The organism is Pseudomonas sp. o96-267, from assembly GCF_003935465.1.
Classification (GTDB): Bacteria; Pseudomonadota; Gammaproteobacteria; order Pseudomonadales; family Pseudomonadaceae; genus Aquipseudomonas; species Aquipseudomonas sediminis.
In genome coordinates, this window is sequence record NZ_RHQP01000006.1 from 102361 (window position 1) to 118100 (window position 15740).

The following is a 15740-nucleotide window of genomic DNA, read 5'->3' on the forward strand; positions in this document are numbered from 1 at the left end:
ATGCAGGATCAGGATTCGGCGCTGTTGCACGCCTTCGTGCTCGATGGTCGTGGCGGTGCGCGTAGCATCAGTCGCGAAGAACTGGACACTCTGCTGCTAGGTGAACAGGAAAGCCTGTGGCTGCACTGGGATCGCAGCCAGGAACAGTCACAACACTGGTTGCGCGAGCACAGCGGGCTGGATGAATTCAGCTGCAACCTGCTGCTGGAGGAAAATACCCGGCCACGTCTGCTGCCTCTGCCCGACGACGAGCTGCTGTTGTTCTTGCGCGGCGTCAACCGTAATCCCGGCGCCGAGCCGGAAGACATGGTATCGGTGCGAATCTTCGCTGATGCCCGGCGGGTGATCTCCCTGCGTCAGCGTCCATTGCACGCAACCGATGCATTGATTGCTGATCTGCTGGCGGGCAAGGGGCCGAAGACGTCGTCCGAGCTGCTCCTGGAGCTCGCCCGTCACCTCACCAGTCGCGTCGATGATCTGATTGCCGAGCTGAGTGAGCAGCTCGACGTCGAGGAAGATGGCCTTGATGGCGATGAGCGCTATCGTCCTGATCACGGTCTGGTGTTGCAGATACGTCGGCGGGCGGCCAGCTTGCGTCGGTTCCTGGCGCCGCAGCGCGATCTCTACGCGCAACTGGCGCGCAATCGACAGCCCTGGTTCGTCGATGACGACGGTGACTACTGGAACGAGTTGAACAACCGCCTGACCCGCTATCTGGAAGAGCTGGAGTTGATTCGTGAGCGCGTCGGCCTGGTGCTGGAGGCAGAAAGCCGGCGTCTTGGTGAGCGCATGAACCGCATCATGTACCGCTTCACCGTGATCACTGGCCTGTTCCTGCCACTGACCTTTCTGACCGGTTTGCTGGGCATCAACGTTGGCGGAATCCCCGGGGCGGAAAACCCCGTTGGCTTCTTCATCGCCTGCGGCCTCATGGTCCTTCTGGCACTGGCCCAATTGCTGCTTTTTCGCCGTTGGCGTTGGCTGTGATGTGTGACTCATCCGCTGGCTACTTCGTCTAGCCGTGACATCCCGTGAGGTGCGCATGCACGATCCATTCGAAGAGTCTCTACGCGATTTGCTCAAGTCCTCGCCGTCCAGCCATGACGACGATGCTTGCCTGCACCGGGTTCTCAAGACCGCCAATCGCCAGGTCGGTGCTGGTGACCTGTTCAGTCTGATAGGCCACTGGGCGCAGGCTCTGATGATCGCTCTGAACAACGGTTCGGCGCATGTCGCGCCGGTTTCGCGCCGTAACCAATCCTCTGCTTCTGCTGATAAGGCCGACTGAAATGGAACTCGATCCCTGGACCCAAAGCCTGATCTCCGCGATGACCGCGTTGTGGACCAAGGTTGCTGGATTCATACCTAACCTGTTCGTTGCACTGGTATTGGTGCTGCTTGGCTTCGTCGTCGCCAAGTTGCTCGACACGCTGCTGTCCAAGCTGCTCGGCAAGGTCGGCCTGGACCGCCTGATGACAGGTACCGGTCTGACCAAGCTGCTGGCGCGCGTCGGCATTCACGCACCGATATCGACCCTGGTCGGCAAGATCGTCTATTGGTTCGTGCTGCTGATCTTCCTGGTGTCGGCCGCTGAATCGCTTGGTCTGCAACGCGTTTCCGCGACGCTCGACGTGCTGGCGCTGTATCTGCCGAAAGTTTTCGGCGCTGCCTTGGTGCTGCTTGCCGGTGTGCTGCTGGCGCAATTGGTCAGCAGCCTGATACGCGGTGCTGCCGAAGGTGTTGGCCTCGAGTACGCCAACGGGCTGGGGCGTGTCGCTCAAGGTCTGGTGATCATCATCAGTATCTCGGTGGCCATCGGCCAGCTGGAGATCAAGACCGATCTGCTCAACAACGTGATTGCCATCGTACTGATCTCCGTTGGTCTGGCGGTCGCGCTGGCGCTGGGGCTGGGCAGCCGCGATATCGCCAGCCAGATTCTCGCTGGCATTTATGTGCGCGAGCTGTATCAGGTCGGGCAACAAGTGCAGGTTGGTGAGGTCGAAGGGCAGATCGAAGAGATCGGCACAGTGAAAACCACCCTGTTGACCGATACCGGTGAGCTGGTATCGGTGGCAAATCGAGTGATGCTCGAGCAACGCGTGAACAGTCGCTGACGCCAATCTGTTATTTTATGCAGCTGCCCGACAGGCGTGACCTGCCGGGCGCTTTTCGTCCTGACCGTCGGCCCGACTCGTTTTGAACAAAGCCCAGCCCTTGCCCACGCGCTATGACCCCCGCGAGCTCACTGATGAAGAGCTGGTGGCGCGCGCCCACGACGAGCTTTTTCATATAACTCGTGCTTATGAAGAGCTGATGAGGCGCTACCAGCGCACATTATTTAACGTTTGTGCACGTTATTTAGGGAACGAAAGGGATGCCGATGATGTCTGTCAGGAGGTGATGCTCAAAGTTCTCTATGGCCTTAAGAACTTTGAGGGTAAATCCAAGTTCAAGACCTGGCTTTACAGCATTACTTATAACGAATGCATTACTCAGTATCGAAAAGAGCGGCGAAAGCGTCGATTGGTTGACGCCTTAAGTTTGGACCCGCTCGAAGAAGCTTCCGACGACAAGACACCCAAAGTCGAGGAGCGAGGCGGTCTGGATCGCTGGTTGGTTCACGTCAACCCGATCGATCGCGAGATTCTAGTGCTACGTTTTGTCGCAGAGCTCGAGTTTCAAGAGATTGCTGACATCATGCACATGGGCTTGAGCGCAACAAAAATGCGCTACAAGCGAGCATTGGATCGGTTGCGGGATAAATTTTCGGAAACCTCCGAAACTTAGTTCAGCATTCCGACCACTAAGGGAGTGGCGAAACCTGATAAAATCGCCAACAAGTTGCCGACTGAATTAACGGTGACTTATTAACCACCAAGATGGGGATTTAACGGATGAAAGTAAAAAACACCTTGGGCGTAGTCATTGGCTCTCTCGTTGCCGCAACCTCCTTCGGCGCGCTGGCGCAAGGCCAAGGCGCCGTCGAGGTGGAGGGCTTCGTCAATCGCTACTTCACCGACGTTCAGCGTGATTACGCGCACAACGAAGGCAACCTGTTCGGTGGCAGCATCGGCTACTACCTGACTGACGACGTCGAACTGGCGCTGTCCTACGGCGAATACCACGACCTGCGTGGCGAAGGTTCGCAAGGCAGCAAAAACATCAAGGGCAACCTGACCGACCTGAAGGCCATCTACCACTTCGGTCAGCCGGGTGTTGGTCTGCGTCCGTACGTCTCTGCCGGTTTCGGCCATCAGAGCATCGGTGATGCCAACAGCGGTGGTCGCAACCACTCCACCCTGGCTATCGCTGGCGCTGGTGCCAAGTACTACTTCACCGAAATGTTCTACGCCCGTGCTGGCGTTGACGCTCTGTACAACATCGACCAGGGCGACACCGAGTGGCAAGCTGGCGTGGGTGTTGGTCTGAACTTCGGTGGTGGCAGCAAGCCTGCTCCGGCTCCGGTCGTAGCTGCTGCACCTGAGCCGATGCCAGAGCCTGCTCCTGAGCCGGTAATGGAAGCTGTTCGCGTTGAGCTGGACGTCAAGTTCGACTTCGACAAAGACCGCGTCAAAGAAGAAAGCTATGGCGACATCAAGAACCTGGCTGACTTCATGAATCAGTACCCGCAGACCACCACCACTGTTGAAGGTCACACCGACTCCGTTGGTAGCGACGCTTACAACCAGAAACTGTCCGAGCGTCGTGCAAACGCCGTTCGTGAAGTACTGGTTAACCAGTACGGTGTTGACGGTAGCCGCGTGAGCACTGCCGGTTACGGTGAAACCCGTCCGGTTGCTGACAACGCCACCGACGCTGGTCGCGCTATCAACCGTCGCGTTGAAGCTGAAGTAGAAGCCCAAGTTAAGCAGTAATGCTTCTGGTGCTTTAAGAAAAACCCGGCCTCGGCCGGGTTTTTTCTTTTCTGGAATAAAAAAGCCCGCCGAGGGGGCGACGGGCAAACAACGGCCTCGCAGGTGCGTGAAGCATTCACGCATGCAGGAGCAGGGGCATGCTGATCTGGGTGCTGGCGCGGGCGACTTCGCCGATCACCAGAATGGCCGGGCTTTTCAGAGCGAAGGCCATCGCGTCGTCCTGCATCGTTGCGAGGTGGCTGCGGCATTCGCGTTGCTCGGGCAGCGAGGCGTTCTCGATCATCGCTACCGGCATCTCATTGCTCATGCCGCCAGCGAGCAGGCCGTCACGAATGTCCGCCAACTTGGCCACGCCCATATAGACCACCAATGTCGTGCCGCTTTGGGCCAGGGCTGTCCAGTTCAATGAGCTGTCATCCTGAGTATGGGCAGTGACCAAGGTGACGCCGCGAGCCACACCACGCAAGGTTAAAGGAATACCGCAGTTGGTGGCGCCGGCCAGCCCGGCGGTGATGCCGTTGACCATCTCCACTTCGATGCCGTGCTCGCCGAGCCAGTCGGCTTCCTCGCTGCCGCGGCCGAAGATGCACGGATCACCGCCTTTGAGGCGCACCACGCATTTGCCCTGGCGCGCATAGCGCAGCATCAGGCGATGGATGAAGGCCTGCGGGGTGGAGCGACAACCGCCGCGCTTGCCCACCGAGACGATACGCGCGCCGGGGCAGTGCTCGAGCACGGCCGGGTTGACCAGATCGTCGATCATCACGATCTCGGCCTGGTTCAGCGCCTTGACCGCCTTGAGGGTCAGCAGCTCGGGATCACCTGGGCCCGCACCTACCAGCCAGACTTTTGCACTCATGTTCACCACCTCTCTCGTGTCACGTGCCGGCGTTTGCCGCTGGTTCCCACGCTCCGGCGTGGAAAGGATTCGGGGGACGCGCTGCGTCCCATGAGACGCGGAGCGTCTCGGGCTGCGTACCCACGCAGAGCGTGGGTACGATCAACTCATGCGTTCACTGCAGTGGGCTGTTGAGCCAGCAGACGTTTGATTTCGGGTACGCAGGAGCCGCAGCTGGTGCCGCACTTGAGCTCCTGCCTGAGGCCGTCCAGGTCCAGGCCGCGTGCGATGCCCGCGCACACCGCGCCTTCGCTGACGTTCAGGCAGTTGCACAGGGTCTTGCCGCGCGTGTTGGCGACTGCATTGCCCGGCGGCGCGGAGACCGGGGCGAGCAGCCAGCGACGCAGCTCGGCGTCGGCCTGGCCGTCCAGCCACAGGCTTCTGAGCCACTCGCTGGCGGCGGTTTCGCCGGCCAGGCGGATGCTGACGATGCGGCCATCCTTGATACGCACACGCTTGCCTACTGCACGGCGCGGGTCGTCGTAGGCCAGCACCGGACCTTCATTCAGGCGCAGCAGGCGGTCGATCTGCGCCAGCAGCTCTGGCTGCGGCGCCACGGCGCTGGCGGCGCGGAGCAGCCGCGCGGGGCGCGCGCGGCCGGTGGGGGTGAGGCTGGCGTAGGCGAACTCCTCGAACAGCGGGCGTAGGGCCTCGAAGCGGCTCTGCACCTCGCCCTCAACCAGGGCGAACAGCTGCCAGGGCAGCTCGACCTTGTCCACCTCGACACCAGCATGCTTGAGCTCCGGTTGTTTGGATAACGGATCGAAAGCCGGCTGGGTCAGAACGTTGGTGCCCAAACCCTTGAGGAAGCGATCGCCCCAGTGCATCGGAAGCCAGGCCTGACCGGGGCGCACCGATTCGTCGGTTTGTACCGGCAGGATCAGGCTGCCGCGACGGCTGCGCAGCTTGATCAGATCGCCGTCCTGCAGGCGACGACGACGCAGCTCGTCCGGGTGCAGGCCGAGCACGGCGGCCTCGACATGGCCGAACAGGCGCGCGGCGGTGCCGGTGCGGCTCATGCCGTGCCACTGATCGCGCAGGCGACCGGTATTGAGGGTCAGCGAGTAACGCGCCTCGCGCTTTTCCTTCGGCGCACGGTAGGGGTCGGCATGAAACTGCGCGCGCCCGCTGGCCGTGGGGAAGCGGCCATTGGCATAGAGCCGCGCGGTGCCGTGGCGTGCGCCGGACGGGAACGGCCATTGCTGGGGACCTCGGTCATCGAGCAGCGCGTAGCTCAGCCCCGAGAGGTCGAGGTCGCGCTGGGCGGTCAGGTGCTTGTATTCCTCGAACAGCGCTTCGCTGTCGGCGAAATCGAACAGGCTGGGCAGGCCGGGGCGGAGCAGGGGTTCCAGGCGACGGGCGAAGTCGCAGGTGATCGACCAATCGGGCCGCGCCTCTGCGGGCGCTGGCACGGCGCGGCGCACATGGCTGACGCGGCGCTCGGAGTTGGTCACCGTGCCTTCCTTCTCGCCCCAGCTGGCGGCGGGCAGCAGCAGGTCGGCGTAGCGGCAGGTCTCGGTGGTGAAGAAGGCCTCTTGAACGACAACGAAGGGGCAGGCGGCCAGAGCCTCGTGCACCTTGTTCTGGTTCGGCAGCGACTGCGCCGGATTGGTGCAGGCGATCCACAGCGCCTTGATGCGGCCGTCGTGCACCGCATCGAACAGCTCGATGGCGGACAGCCCCGGCGTCTCCGGCAGGGCGTCGACGCCCCAGTAGGCGGCGACTTCGGCGCGGTGTTCGGCGTTGCCCGCCTCGCGGTGGCCCGGCAGCAGGTTGCTCAGGCTGCCGGTCTCGCGGCCGCCCATGGCGTGGGGCTGGCCGGTCAGCGAGAAGGGGCCGGCGCCGGGCCTGCCGATCTGTCCGGTGGCCAGGTGCAGGTTGATCAGCGCGCTGTTCTTCGCGCTGCCGGACGAGGACTGATTGAGCCCCATGCACCACAGAGAAAGGAAGGAGGGCGCCTTGCCGATCAGCTCGGCGCAGCGCTGCAGGCTGTCCAGGCTGATGCCGCAGATATCGGCGGTGGCCGCCGGGCTGTAGTCGCGCACCAGGTTCTTCAGCGCCTCGAAGCCTTCGGTATGGGCGTCGATATAGCGGCGGTCGATCCAGCCTTCCCACAGCAGGATATGCAGGATGCCGTGAAACAGCGCCACGTCGGTGCCGGGCAGGATCGCCAGGTGCAGATCGGCTAGCTCGCAGGTGTCGGTGCGCCGTGGGTCGACGACGATGATCTGCATCTCCGGACGGCGCGCCTTGGCTTCTTCCAGACGACGGAACAGCACCGGGTGGGCGTAGGCCATGTTGGAGCCGGCGATCAGCAGGCAGTCGCTTCGCTCGATGTCTTCGTAACTGCAGGGCGGGGCGTCGGCGCCGAGGCTGCGCTTGTAGCCGACCACCGCGCTGGACATGCACAGGCGCGAGTTGGAGTCGATATTGTGGGTGCCGACCAGGGCGCGGGCCAGCTTGTTGAAGGCGTAGTAATCCTCGGTCAGCAACTGGCCGGAAATATAGAAGGCCACGCTGTCCGGGCCGTGCTCGCGGATGGTCTCGGCGAACACCGCCGCGGCGTGGTCCAGGGCGCTGTCCCAGTCCGTGCGGGTGCGGGCCAGGCCTTTGCCCAGGCGCAGCTCGGGGTACAGGGCGCGGGCATCAAGGTCGCCAGTCAGGTGCAGGGTCGAACCCTTGCTGCACAGTTTGCCGAAGTTGGCCGGGTGGCTGGGATCGCCGGCGACGCCGAGAATCTTCTCGCCGTCGTGCTCGATCAGCACGCCGCAGCCCACGCCGCAGTAGCAGCAGGTGGAGGCGGTGACTTGAGTGGGGCTGGCCATGTTCGGAGCTCCTGAGGCGCGGGGAAGTTCTGGTGGGAGGGGCTTCAGCCGCGACCGTCGCCGCTGAAGCGCCTCCTACAGGGCTGGCTAGTTGCGTTGCGCGAATGCCAGCAACACGCGGCCGCTCTCCACCTTGGCATGGTGCCGATGGGCGCAGCCCACGTCCGGCGCCACGGCCTCGCCGGACTCCAGCTCGATCTGCCAGTTATGCAGCGGGCAGGCCACGCGCTTGCCGTAGATCAGCCCCTGGGACAGCGGCCCGCCCTTGTGCGGGCAGCGGTCGTCGAGGGCGAATACTTCATCGTTACTGGTGCGGAAGATGGCGATATCGCCTTTCGGCCCGGCGATGATGCGCGAGCCGAGCACGTTGATCTCTTCCAGGGCGCAGATATCCAGCCAGTTCATACGGTGGCCTCCTCGATTTGCACGACCTTGATGGTGTCGAACTCTTTCTTCAGTTGCGGCGTCTCGATGCGCTCCTTCCACGGGTCCTGCTCGAACGACAGGGCGTAGTGCAGGCGTGCGGCTAGGGCCTTGCGGTTGGCCTCGTCCTCCAGCACCGCCTTCTTGATGTGCTCCATGCCGACGCGCTGCAGGTAGTGCACGGTGCGCTCGAGGTAGAAGGCCTCCTCGCGGTACAGCTGGAGGAAGGCGGCGTTGTACTCGCGCACTTCCTCGGCGGTCTTGACCTTGACGAAGAACTCGGCCACCTCGGTCTTGATCCCGCCGTTACCGCCGATATACATCTCGAAGCCGGAGTCCACACCAATGATGCCGACGTCCTTGATGCCGGCCTCGGAGCAGTTGCGCGGGCAGCCGGAGACCGCCAGCTTGACCTTGTGCGGTGACCACATGTTGAACAGGTCGTGCTCCAGGTCGATGCCCAGCTGGGTGGAGTTCTGCGTGCCGAAGCGGCAGAACTCGCTGCCGACGCAGGTCTTCACCGTGCGGATGGACTTGCCGTAGGCGTGGCCGGAGGGCATGTCCAGATCCTTCCACACCGCTGGCAGGTCGTCTTTCTTGATGCCCAGTAGGTCGATGCGTTGGCCGCCGGTGACCTTGACCATGGGTACGTTGTACTTGTCGGCCACATCGGCGATGCGGCGCAGCTCGGAGGGATTGGTCACGCCGCCCCACATGCGCGGCACCACCGAGTAGGTGCCGTCCTTCTGGATATTGGCGTGGGCGCGTTCGTTGATCAGGCGCGACTGCGGGTCGTCCTTGGCCTCGCCCGGCCAGGTGGAGATCAGGTAGTAGTTCAGCGCCGGACGGCAGGTGGCGCAGCCGTTGGGCGTGCTCCAGTTGAGAAAGGCCATGGTCTGCGCCATGGACGTCAGGTGCTGCTCGCGGATGGCCTTGCGAATCTGCCCGTGGTTGAGGTCGCTGCAGCCGCAGATGGCCTTCTCGCTCTTGGGCTTGACGTCGGCGGCGCCGCCGACCGTGCTGATCAGGATCTGCTCCACCAGGCCGGCGCAGGAGCCGCAGGAACTGGCGGCCTTGGTGTGCTTCTTCACCTCGTCGACCGAGAACAGCCCGTTCTCCTGGATGGCCTTGACGATGGTGCCCTTGCACACGCCGTTGCAGCCGCAGATTTCCATGCTGTCGGGCATGTTGGCGGTCTTGTCGGCGCCCTGGTGGCCGACGTCGCCGATGGCGCCTTCGCCGAACATCAGGTGGTCGCGGATCTCGCTGACGTTGTGGTTCTCGCGGATCTGGCGGAAGTACCAGCCGCCGTCGGCGGTGTCGCCGTACAGGCAGGCGCCGACCAGCACGTCGTCCTTGATCACCAGCTTCTTGTACACGCCGCCGATGGGGTCGGAAAGGGTGATGGTCTCGGTGCCTTCACCGCCCATAAATTCGCCGGCGGAGAACAGGTCGATGCCGGTGACCTTGAGCTTGGTCGAGGTTACCGAGCCCTGATAGCGGGAGAAACCGAGCTGGGCCAGGTGGTTGGCGCAGACCTTGGCCTGCTCGAACAGCGGCGCCACCAGACCATAGGCGATGCCGCGGTGACTGGCACATTCGCCGATGGCGTAGACACGCGGGTCATAGGTCTGCATGGTGTCGTTGACCAGGATGCCGCGGTTGCAGGCGATGCCGGCGCTCTCGGCCAGTTCGCTGTTGGGGCGGATGCCGGCGGCCATCACCACCAGGTCGGCGGGAATCACTTCGCCATCCTTGAACTTCACCGCACAGACGCGGCCTTCGCCGTTGTCCAGCAGCTCGGCGGTGTGCTTGGGCAGAAGGAACTTCAGGCCGCGGTCTTCCAAGGATTTCTGCAGCAAACGGCCTGCGGTGCTATCGAGCTGGCGCTCCAGCAGCCAGTCGCCGATATGCACCACGGTGACATCCATGCCGCGCAGCTTGAGGCCGTTGGCCGCTTCCAGGCCGAGCAGGCCGCCGCCGATGACCACTGCGTGCTTATGAGTCTTGGCGGTGTCCATCATCATCTGGGTGTCGGCGATGTCGCGATAGCCGATCACGCCCTGCAGGTCCTTACCCGGAATCGGCAGGATAAAGGGGTTGGAGCCGGTGGCGATGAGCAGGCGGTCGTACTCGGCCTCGCTGCCATCGTCGGCGATGACCAAGCGCTTCTTGCGGTCGATCTTGACCACCTTGCGCCCGAGCAGCAGCTTGATGTCGTTTTCCGCGTACCAGTTGAGATCGTTGAGCACGATCTCCTCGAAGGTCTGCTCGCCGGCCAGTACCGGCGAGAGCAGGATGCGGTTGTAGTTGGGGTGCGGCTCGGCGCCGAACACGGTGATGTCGTAGAGATCGGGGGCGAGCTTGAGCAGCTCCTCGAGGGTGCGTACACCCGCCATGCCGTTGCCGATCATCACCAGCTTGAGTTTTTGCATGCCGGCCATCTCCTGAAGAAAAATCACGGTCGAAAAAATTGTCGGGAGCAATTTTTAACGTCGCTCCGCGACGGCTCGAAGAGTGGCCGCCAGGGATGGCAGGCCATAAAAAAACAAAAAAGGCGTCCCGCTAGTCACCTAGCGAGGACGCCTTTGTCCAGGTCCCGTTCTATCGGGAAGTGCAGCCTTCGTCGTTGAAGGTCGCGCTTTATGTGGTTTGTGGTAGTTATGAATGCAGCCCTTGTGCCAACTCGATCAGGTCACGGTTTTTCAGGCTTTTCAGTCACTTGGCTGGCGCTGTAGGTTGGGTTTATGCACCGTTGAGATGCGTTTTGCGCTGCTTTGGTGCGGGGTGGGCTATTTGAGCAGCAGGAACGCCAGCAGCAGGTTGAGCAGCAGCGACACCAGCGCCACGCTGCGCCACACCAGCAGCGGCTCGCGCTCCAGCAGCGGTCGTGGGCGGTTGTTCAGGGACTGGCGCTCGCCACTTTCCAGTGCCAGCAGCCACTCCTCGGCGGTCTCGAAGCGCTGCGCTGGGGCGGCGGCTACCGCGCGGTTCAACACCTCATCGAGCCAGGCAGGCAAGTCCGGGCGATAGCGGCTGGCCGGGGTCGGCTGGCCGAAGCGCGGATACTGAAAGGCCTCGACCTCGCCATAGGGATAGTGACCGGTAAGCAGGTGATAGAGGGTCACGCCGGCGGCGTAGAGATCCTGCTGGGCGCTGGGCGGGCTGCCGGCGAAGGCTTCCGGGGCGATATAGCTGGGCGTGCCGGGCAGGGCATGCGCCTCGTCGCGGGTCAGGCCCGGACAGTAGGCCAGGCCGAAGTCCAGCACACGCAGCTCGCCGTCGTCGCCGAGCAGCAGGTTCTCCGGCTTGATGTCGCGGTGGATGATATTGCGCCTGTGCAACAGGCCGAGCGCCTTGATCAGGCGCGGGGCCAGGTCCTGCCAGTCGGCCAGGCTCAGCGGGCCGTGCTGGCGTAGGCGCGTGGCCAGGGTCTGGCCGGCATATTCGCGCTGCACGTAATACAGATGCTGGCGCTGCGGTAGAGCATGCAACTCGGGGAAGTGGCGACCGGCGACGCGGCGCAGGAACCATTCCTCCTGCAACAGCGCCGGGCCGGCCTGTTCCTCGCCGGCGCGGCTGGGCGGCAGGGTCTTGAGCAGCCAGGGCAGGTTGTCAGCATCGCGCACCCGGTAGATCAGCGACTGGCGCGATTCGCCGAGCAGGCCTTCGACCTGCCAGCCTTCGAACTCCTGGCCTTCACGCAGGCGCGGCGGCAGAGGCCAATGTTCGAGTTGGGCCAGGGTGTCGGCCAGCGCGGCTTCTGGGAGCTGCTCGACGTGCACCAGCAGGGCGCTGGCGTTGTCCTGGCTGCCGGCGTGATGCGCTTCGTCGACCAGTGCCTGGCAGATCGCTTCGGCGTCGTCGCCCTGTTGCAGCAGCTCGCCGATGCGCTTGTCGCTGAGGCAGGCCCAGACCCCGTCGCTGACCAGCAGGAAACGGTCGCCGGCCTGCAGCTCGCCGTCGCGGTAGTCCACCACCAGGTGTTGATCCAGCCCCATGGCGCGCTTGAGCACGTGCTGCATGCCCGGCTGTTCCCACACATGGTCCTCGGTCAGGCGCAGCAGCTGGCCGTTGCGCCACAGGTAGGCGCGGCTGTCGCCGATATGCGCCAGGGTGTAGCGCCGCCCGCGCAGCACCAGGGCGGTGAGGGTGGTCAGCAGCGGCTGGCCGCCGCCGTTGGCCTGTAGCCAGCGGTTATGCGCAATGAGCAGGCGGTCCAGGCTGTGCTGAACCGGCCAGGTTTCCGGGGTGGAGTAGTAGTCCAGAGCCAGCGCCTGCAGGGTCGCACGTGCGGCCAGGCCGCCGTCGGCGCACTGGCTGACGCCATCGGCCAGACCGAGCAGGTAGCCCTTGCTGGCAGCCAGGGCTGGCGCCGGGGTAACCACACGCAGGGCGTCCTGGTTCTCGCTGCGCGGGCCGGTGGCGCTGGTTTCGCCGATGCTCAGTTGCAGGGCCATGATGCGGTTTCCGTAGATCTTTGGACCGTAGAGTGCGCCGTGCGCACCAGATTCGACGCAAATCGCTGGGGCGCGCGGCGCACCCTACGGAGTGTGGCCGGTCGTCGAGAACTCGCTCACACCCGTGCGGCGGTCACCGCGGCGCTACCCCAGGTGGTGCGCCAGCGCTGCTTGACCCCATGCAGACCGATCCAGGCCAGCACGCCGAGGCTGGCGAACAGCCAGAGGCCCAGCTGGTAGTCGCCGGTATGTTGCTTGATGGTGCCCAGGCCTGCAGCGAGGAAGAAACCACCGATGCCGCCGGCCATGCCGATCAACCCGGTCATCACGCCGATTTCCCTGCGAAAGCGCTGCGGTACCAGCTGGAACACCGCGCCATTGCCAGCACCAAGGCCGAGCATGGCTGCGACGAAAAAGGCCAGGGCAGCGGTCGCGCTGGGCAGGTTGAAGCCCACCACGGCAATGCACAGCGAGGCGATGGTATACATCATCAGCAGTGTACGAATGCCGCCGATGCGGTCGGCCAGAGCGCCGCCCCGCGGGCGCAGCAGGCTGCCGGCGCAGACGCAGGCGGCGGTGTAGTAACCGGCGGTCACCGGGTTCAGCCCGTACTGGTCGCTAAAGTAGCCGGGCAGGGCGCTGGCCAGGCCGATGAAGCCGCCGAAGGTGACGCTGTAGAAGAACATGAACCACCAGCTGTCGCGATCGCCGAGGGCCTTGAGGTAGTCGCCGAAGGCCTTGGGCTTGGGTCGCTCCGGCGCATTCTTGGCCACCAGGGCGAAGATCACCAGGGTCGCCAGCAGCGGGATCAGCGCCCAGCCGAACACGTTCTGCCAGCCGGACAGCGCGGCCAGGCCGGGGGCGAACAACGCCGCCAGCACGGTACCGGAGTTACCGGCGCCGGCAATGCCCATGGCCTTGCCCTGATGCTGCGCCGGGTACCACTGTGCGGCCCGCGGCACGGCCACGGCGACGGCGGCGCCGGCGAAGCCGAGGAACAGGCCGAGCAGCAGCGCCTGCTCGTAGCTGCCGATGCCGATCTGCCAGGCGCAGAACAGCGCGACGATCACCACCACCTGGCCGAGCAGGCCGGCGGTCTTCGGCGACAGGCGGTCGGCGAGAAAGCCCATCAGCAGACGCAGCACGGCGCCGGCGAGAATCGGCGTGGCCACCATCAGGCCGCGTTGCTGGGCGTTGAGGTCGAGGTCGGTAGCGATCTGCACCGCCAGTGGGCCGAGCAGGTACCAGACCATGAAGCTCAGGTCGAAATAGAGGAAGGCGGCAAACAGGGTGGGGGCGTGGCCGGCTTTCCAGAAACTTGTATTCATCGATCACCTCATCAGCGAGAAGGAGCCCGGCCAGGCGCGGCGAACCGTGGTCGTGGACACGGCGGCCGCGCCTGCCGGGAAGGCCGTGCACTTGTGGTGCAGGGCCCTGCGGCCGAAGCCACAGCAGGTTTGCGCGATTGCGGTGCAGGCTCGGATCGCGATGCCTGCGCCGGCCCCGGTCACTGGGGCGAACACGAAAAAAAAAACGCCGCTTCACCACAGGCCATGAAGGCGAGGTGAGGCGACGTCTTTGTCGTGAGGGAGGTGGCCGCCGTTGGCTACCTGGTGCGAGGGAATAAGCAAGAGCCGAGCCAACCGAGCAGAGGCCCTGGGATCAGGTGCTACGCACCTTCAATACGCGCAGTACTGCCGTAAAACGAGGCGTTTGCGCCGTCTATGCCCCCGAATGGGGCGATCGCTGCGTACTGAGAGTGGCTTGAGACTGGACGCTGGAAAGTTGGGCAACGCTGGTTGCGTGAGTGGGTAGCGGCGCGGTCAGCAGGGCGAGTGCCAGCAGATTGCTGAGCAGCCCCGCCTGACGGGCACGGCGGTAGGTGTCGGTCATCCTCGATCCCCCCTTTTTTCTGTTCTGACCTAGGCGTAGCAGACGAATGACAATGTGTCACGTTATTAGCAGCAATAACTGTGCAAGTTTTGCCAGACGCCTGTTCGCCCGGGGCCCTGAAGCATTGGAATCGCTGAGTCAGTCGAGCCGATTGACCTTGGGGAACTTGGCGCTGAAGGCTTCCGGCATCGGCACCACCTTCGACTGACGATAATCGAAGAACACGAAGCCGGACTTGGCCATGGCCACCAGCGTGCCGTCAGCCGGACGGGTGATGCGGAAGGTGATATCACCGCCATATCGGTTGAAATCCATCACGCCGACCTCGAACAGCAGCTGGTCGCGGGCATGGGCCTCGGCCCTGTAGGTGGTGGCCAGGTCGGTGACGATGATGCCAGTGCCTTTGCCGTCGGTTTCGCGAATGCCGAACTCGAAGAGGAAACGGGCGCGTGCCTCGGAAATCATCGAGATCATCGAGTCATTGCCCAGATGGTTGGCACCGTTGATGTCGGTAACGCGCACGGTCAGGTGAGTGCTGTAGCAGTACTGGTCTTCGGGAAAATCGAGGGTCAGGCGTGCCATGGTCGAGCCTTCGTCTAGGAGGGCGGCGATTGTAAACCGCCGCGTTCCTCAGCGGTGCAGGCTGTTGAGGTGATAGAACGTGACGCGACCACCTTCGCTATCCGCTCCGGAATTGTCCTGGATATAGGCGCCCGCCTTGAAGTACAGGTACTGCTTGCTCCAACTGCTGCTCAACTGGCGGTAGAGCGAGCCATTGTCGCCATCGGTGCTGGCCACGCTGATGCCGATGCGTCCGCTGGGCGTGACGCGCAGGTCGTAGCCGAAGCGCTCGCCAAGCTGGATGTTCTCGGCCAGCAGAATGTTTTGCACGTCGCTGTCGCCTGGGCGAGCGCGCAGCAGCAGCTCCACCCGGCCAACGCCACGTCGATAGTGATATTGCAGCTTGAGCAGCGGGTCGTTCTGGCTGCCCGGCACGTCGGTACTGTGGATCTGGCCGATCACCACCTTGTTGCGACTGGGCACCTGATCAACCTGCAGCACGGCGCTGAGGTAGCTGTCCGAACTGGCATGTAGCCAGTTGTCGAGTCTGCCGTCGTGCTGGGTTTCGCGTAGCTCGCTGCGTGGATAGCGGGTATCGGCTGTGGTCGAGCCGGTGACCGGCACCCAGAAGGTCACGCTGCCGTCGGCATTGCGCCGAAAGTAACGACTTGTATAGCTGTTATTCAGCCGTTCGGTGGTGATAGTGGTCGGCGCTGGTTCGGTGGGAATCGACAGATTCCAGGTGGTGAGGTCGAGCACGGGGTTCTCTGCTTGTCGGTTGAGGGCCCTTGTTCGTCCCTGCAAA

The 15740-nt window shown here is 63.6% G+C and carries 13 protein-coding genes; 5 read left to right on the forward strand and 8 right to left on the reverse strand.

Annotated elements, in window-relative coordinates:
* The 5 genes from EGJ86_RS05735 (at nt 1) to EGJ86_RS05755 (ending at nt 3875) form a co-directional block, all read left to right on the forward strand.
* Nucleotides 1–987, forward strand: coding sequence for a zinc transporter ZntB (locus tag EGJ86_RS05735; protein ID WP_125834373.1), 987 nt, complete (start codon nt 1–3; stop codon nt 985–987).
* A 49-nt stretch (nt 988–1036) separates the two neighbouring features.
* Nucleotides 1037–1288, forward strand: coding sequence for a CrfX protein (locus EGJ86_RS05740; protein ID WP_371916923.1), 252 nt, complete (start codon nt 1037–1039; stop codon nt 1286–1288).
* A 1-nt stretch (nt 1289) separates the two neighbouring features.
* The gene (locus EGJ86_RS05745) at nt 1290–2114 is read left to right on the forward strand and encodes a mechanosensitive ion channel domain-containing protein (protein WP_125834374.1); all 825 of its coding nucleotides are present in this window, start codon (nt 1290–1292) and stop codon (nt 2112–2114) included.
* Between the two features lie 82 nt (nt 2115–2196).
* Entirely contained in the window at nt 2197–2787 is a 591-nt protein-coding gene (sigX, locus tag EGJ86_RS05750; RefSeq protein WP_072423905.1) for an RNA polymerase sigma factor SigX, read from the forward strand.
* Between the two features lie 107 nt (nt 2788–2894).
* Nucleotides 2895–3875 (forward strand): OmpA family protein, encoded by a 981-nt coding sequence (locus EGJ86_RS05755; RefSeq protein ID WP_099524260.1) that lies wholly within the window; start codon nt 2895–2897, stop codon nt 3873–3875.
* Nucleotides 3876–3990: 115 nt separating this feature from the next.
* Here EGJ86_RS05755 and cobA read toward each other — a convergent pair whose 3' ends face one another.
* The 8 genes from cobA to EGJ86_RS05795 all read right to left on the reverse strand — a co-directional run bounded on the left by cobA (nt 3991) and on the right by EGJ86_RS05795 (nt 15694).
* Nucleotides 3991–4734: a uroporphyrinogen-III C-methyltransferase gene (gene cobA / locus EGJ86_RS05760; protein WP_125834375.1), complete on the reverse strand. Its 744-nt coding sequence runs from the start codon at nt 4732–4734 to the stop codon at nt 3991–3993.
* 146 nt (nt 4735–4880) lie between these two features.
* Entirely contained in the window at nt 4881–7598 is a 2718-nt protein-coding gene (locus EGJ86_RS05765) for a nitrate reductase (RefSeq protein ID WP_125834376.1), read from the reverse strand.
* An 87-nt stretch (nt 7599–7685) separates the two neighbouring features.
* Nucleotides 7686–8003 carry a nitrite reductase small subunit NirD gene (gene nirD / locus EGJ86_RS05770; protein ID WP_003460074.1) on the reverse strand — a complete coding sequence of 106 codons (318 nt, stop codon included), beginning with the start codon at nt 8001–8003 and terminating at the stop codon, nt 7686–7688.
* The gene (gene nirB, locus EGJ86_RS05775; protein WP_125834377.1) at nt 8000–10456 is read right to left on the reverse strand and encodes a nitrite reductase large subunit NirB; all 2457 of its coding nucleotides are present in this window, start codon (nt 10454–10456) and stop codon (nt 8000–8002) included. The genes nirD and nirB overlap by 4 nt, the downstream gene beginning before the upstream one ends.
* Nucleotides 10457–10813: 357 nt before the next feature.
* On the reverse strand, nt 10814–12481 hold the full coding sequence (locus EGJ86_RS05780) for a bifunctional protein-serine/threonine kinase/phosphatase (protein ID WP_125834378.1): 1668 nt from the start codon (nt 12479–12481) through the stop codon (nt 10814–10816).
* A gap of 116 nt (nt 12482–12597) precedes the next feature.
* Nucleotides 12598–13809, reverse strand: a complete 1212-nt coding sequence (locus EGJ86_RS05785; protein ID WP_125834379.1) for a NarK/NasA family nitrate transporter — start codon at nt 13807–13809, stop codon at nt 12598–12600.
* A gap of 703 nt (nt 13810–14512) precedes the next feature.
* Nucleotides 14513–14956 carry a thioesterase family protein gene (locus EGJ86_RS05790; RefSeq protein ID WP_125834380.1) on the reverse strand — a complete coding sequence of 148 codons (444 nt, stop codon included), beginning with the start codon at nt 14954–14956 and terminating at the stop codon, nt 14513–14515.
* A gap of 48 nt (nt 14957–15004) precedes the next feature.
* Nucleotides 15005–15694, reverse strand: a complete 690-nt coding sequence (locus tag EGJ86_RS05795) for a polysaccharide lyase family 7 protein (protein WP_125834381.1) — start codon at nt 15692–15694, stop codon at nt 15005–15007.
* Nucleotides 15695–15740: the final 46 nt, after the last annotated feature.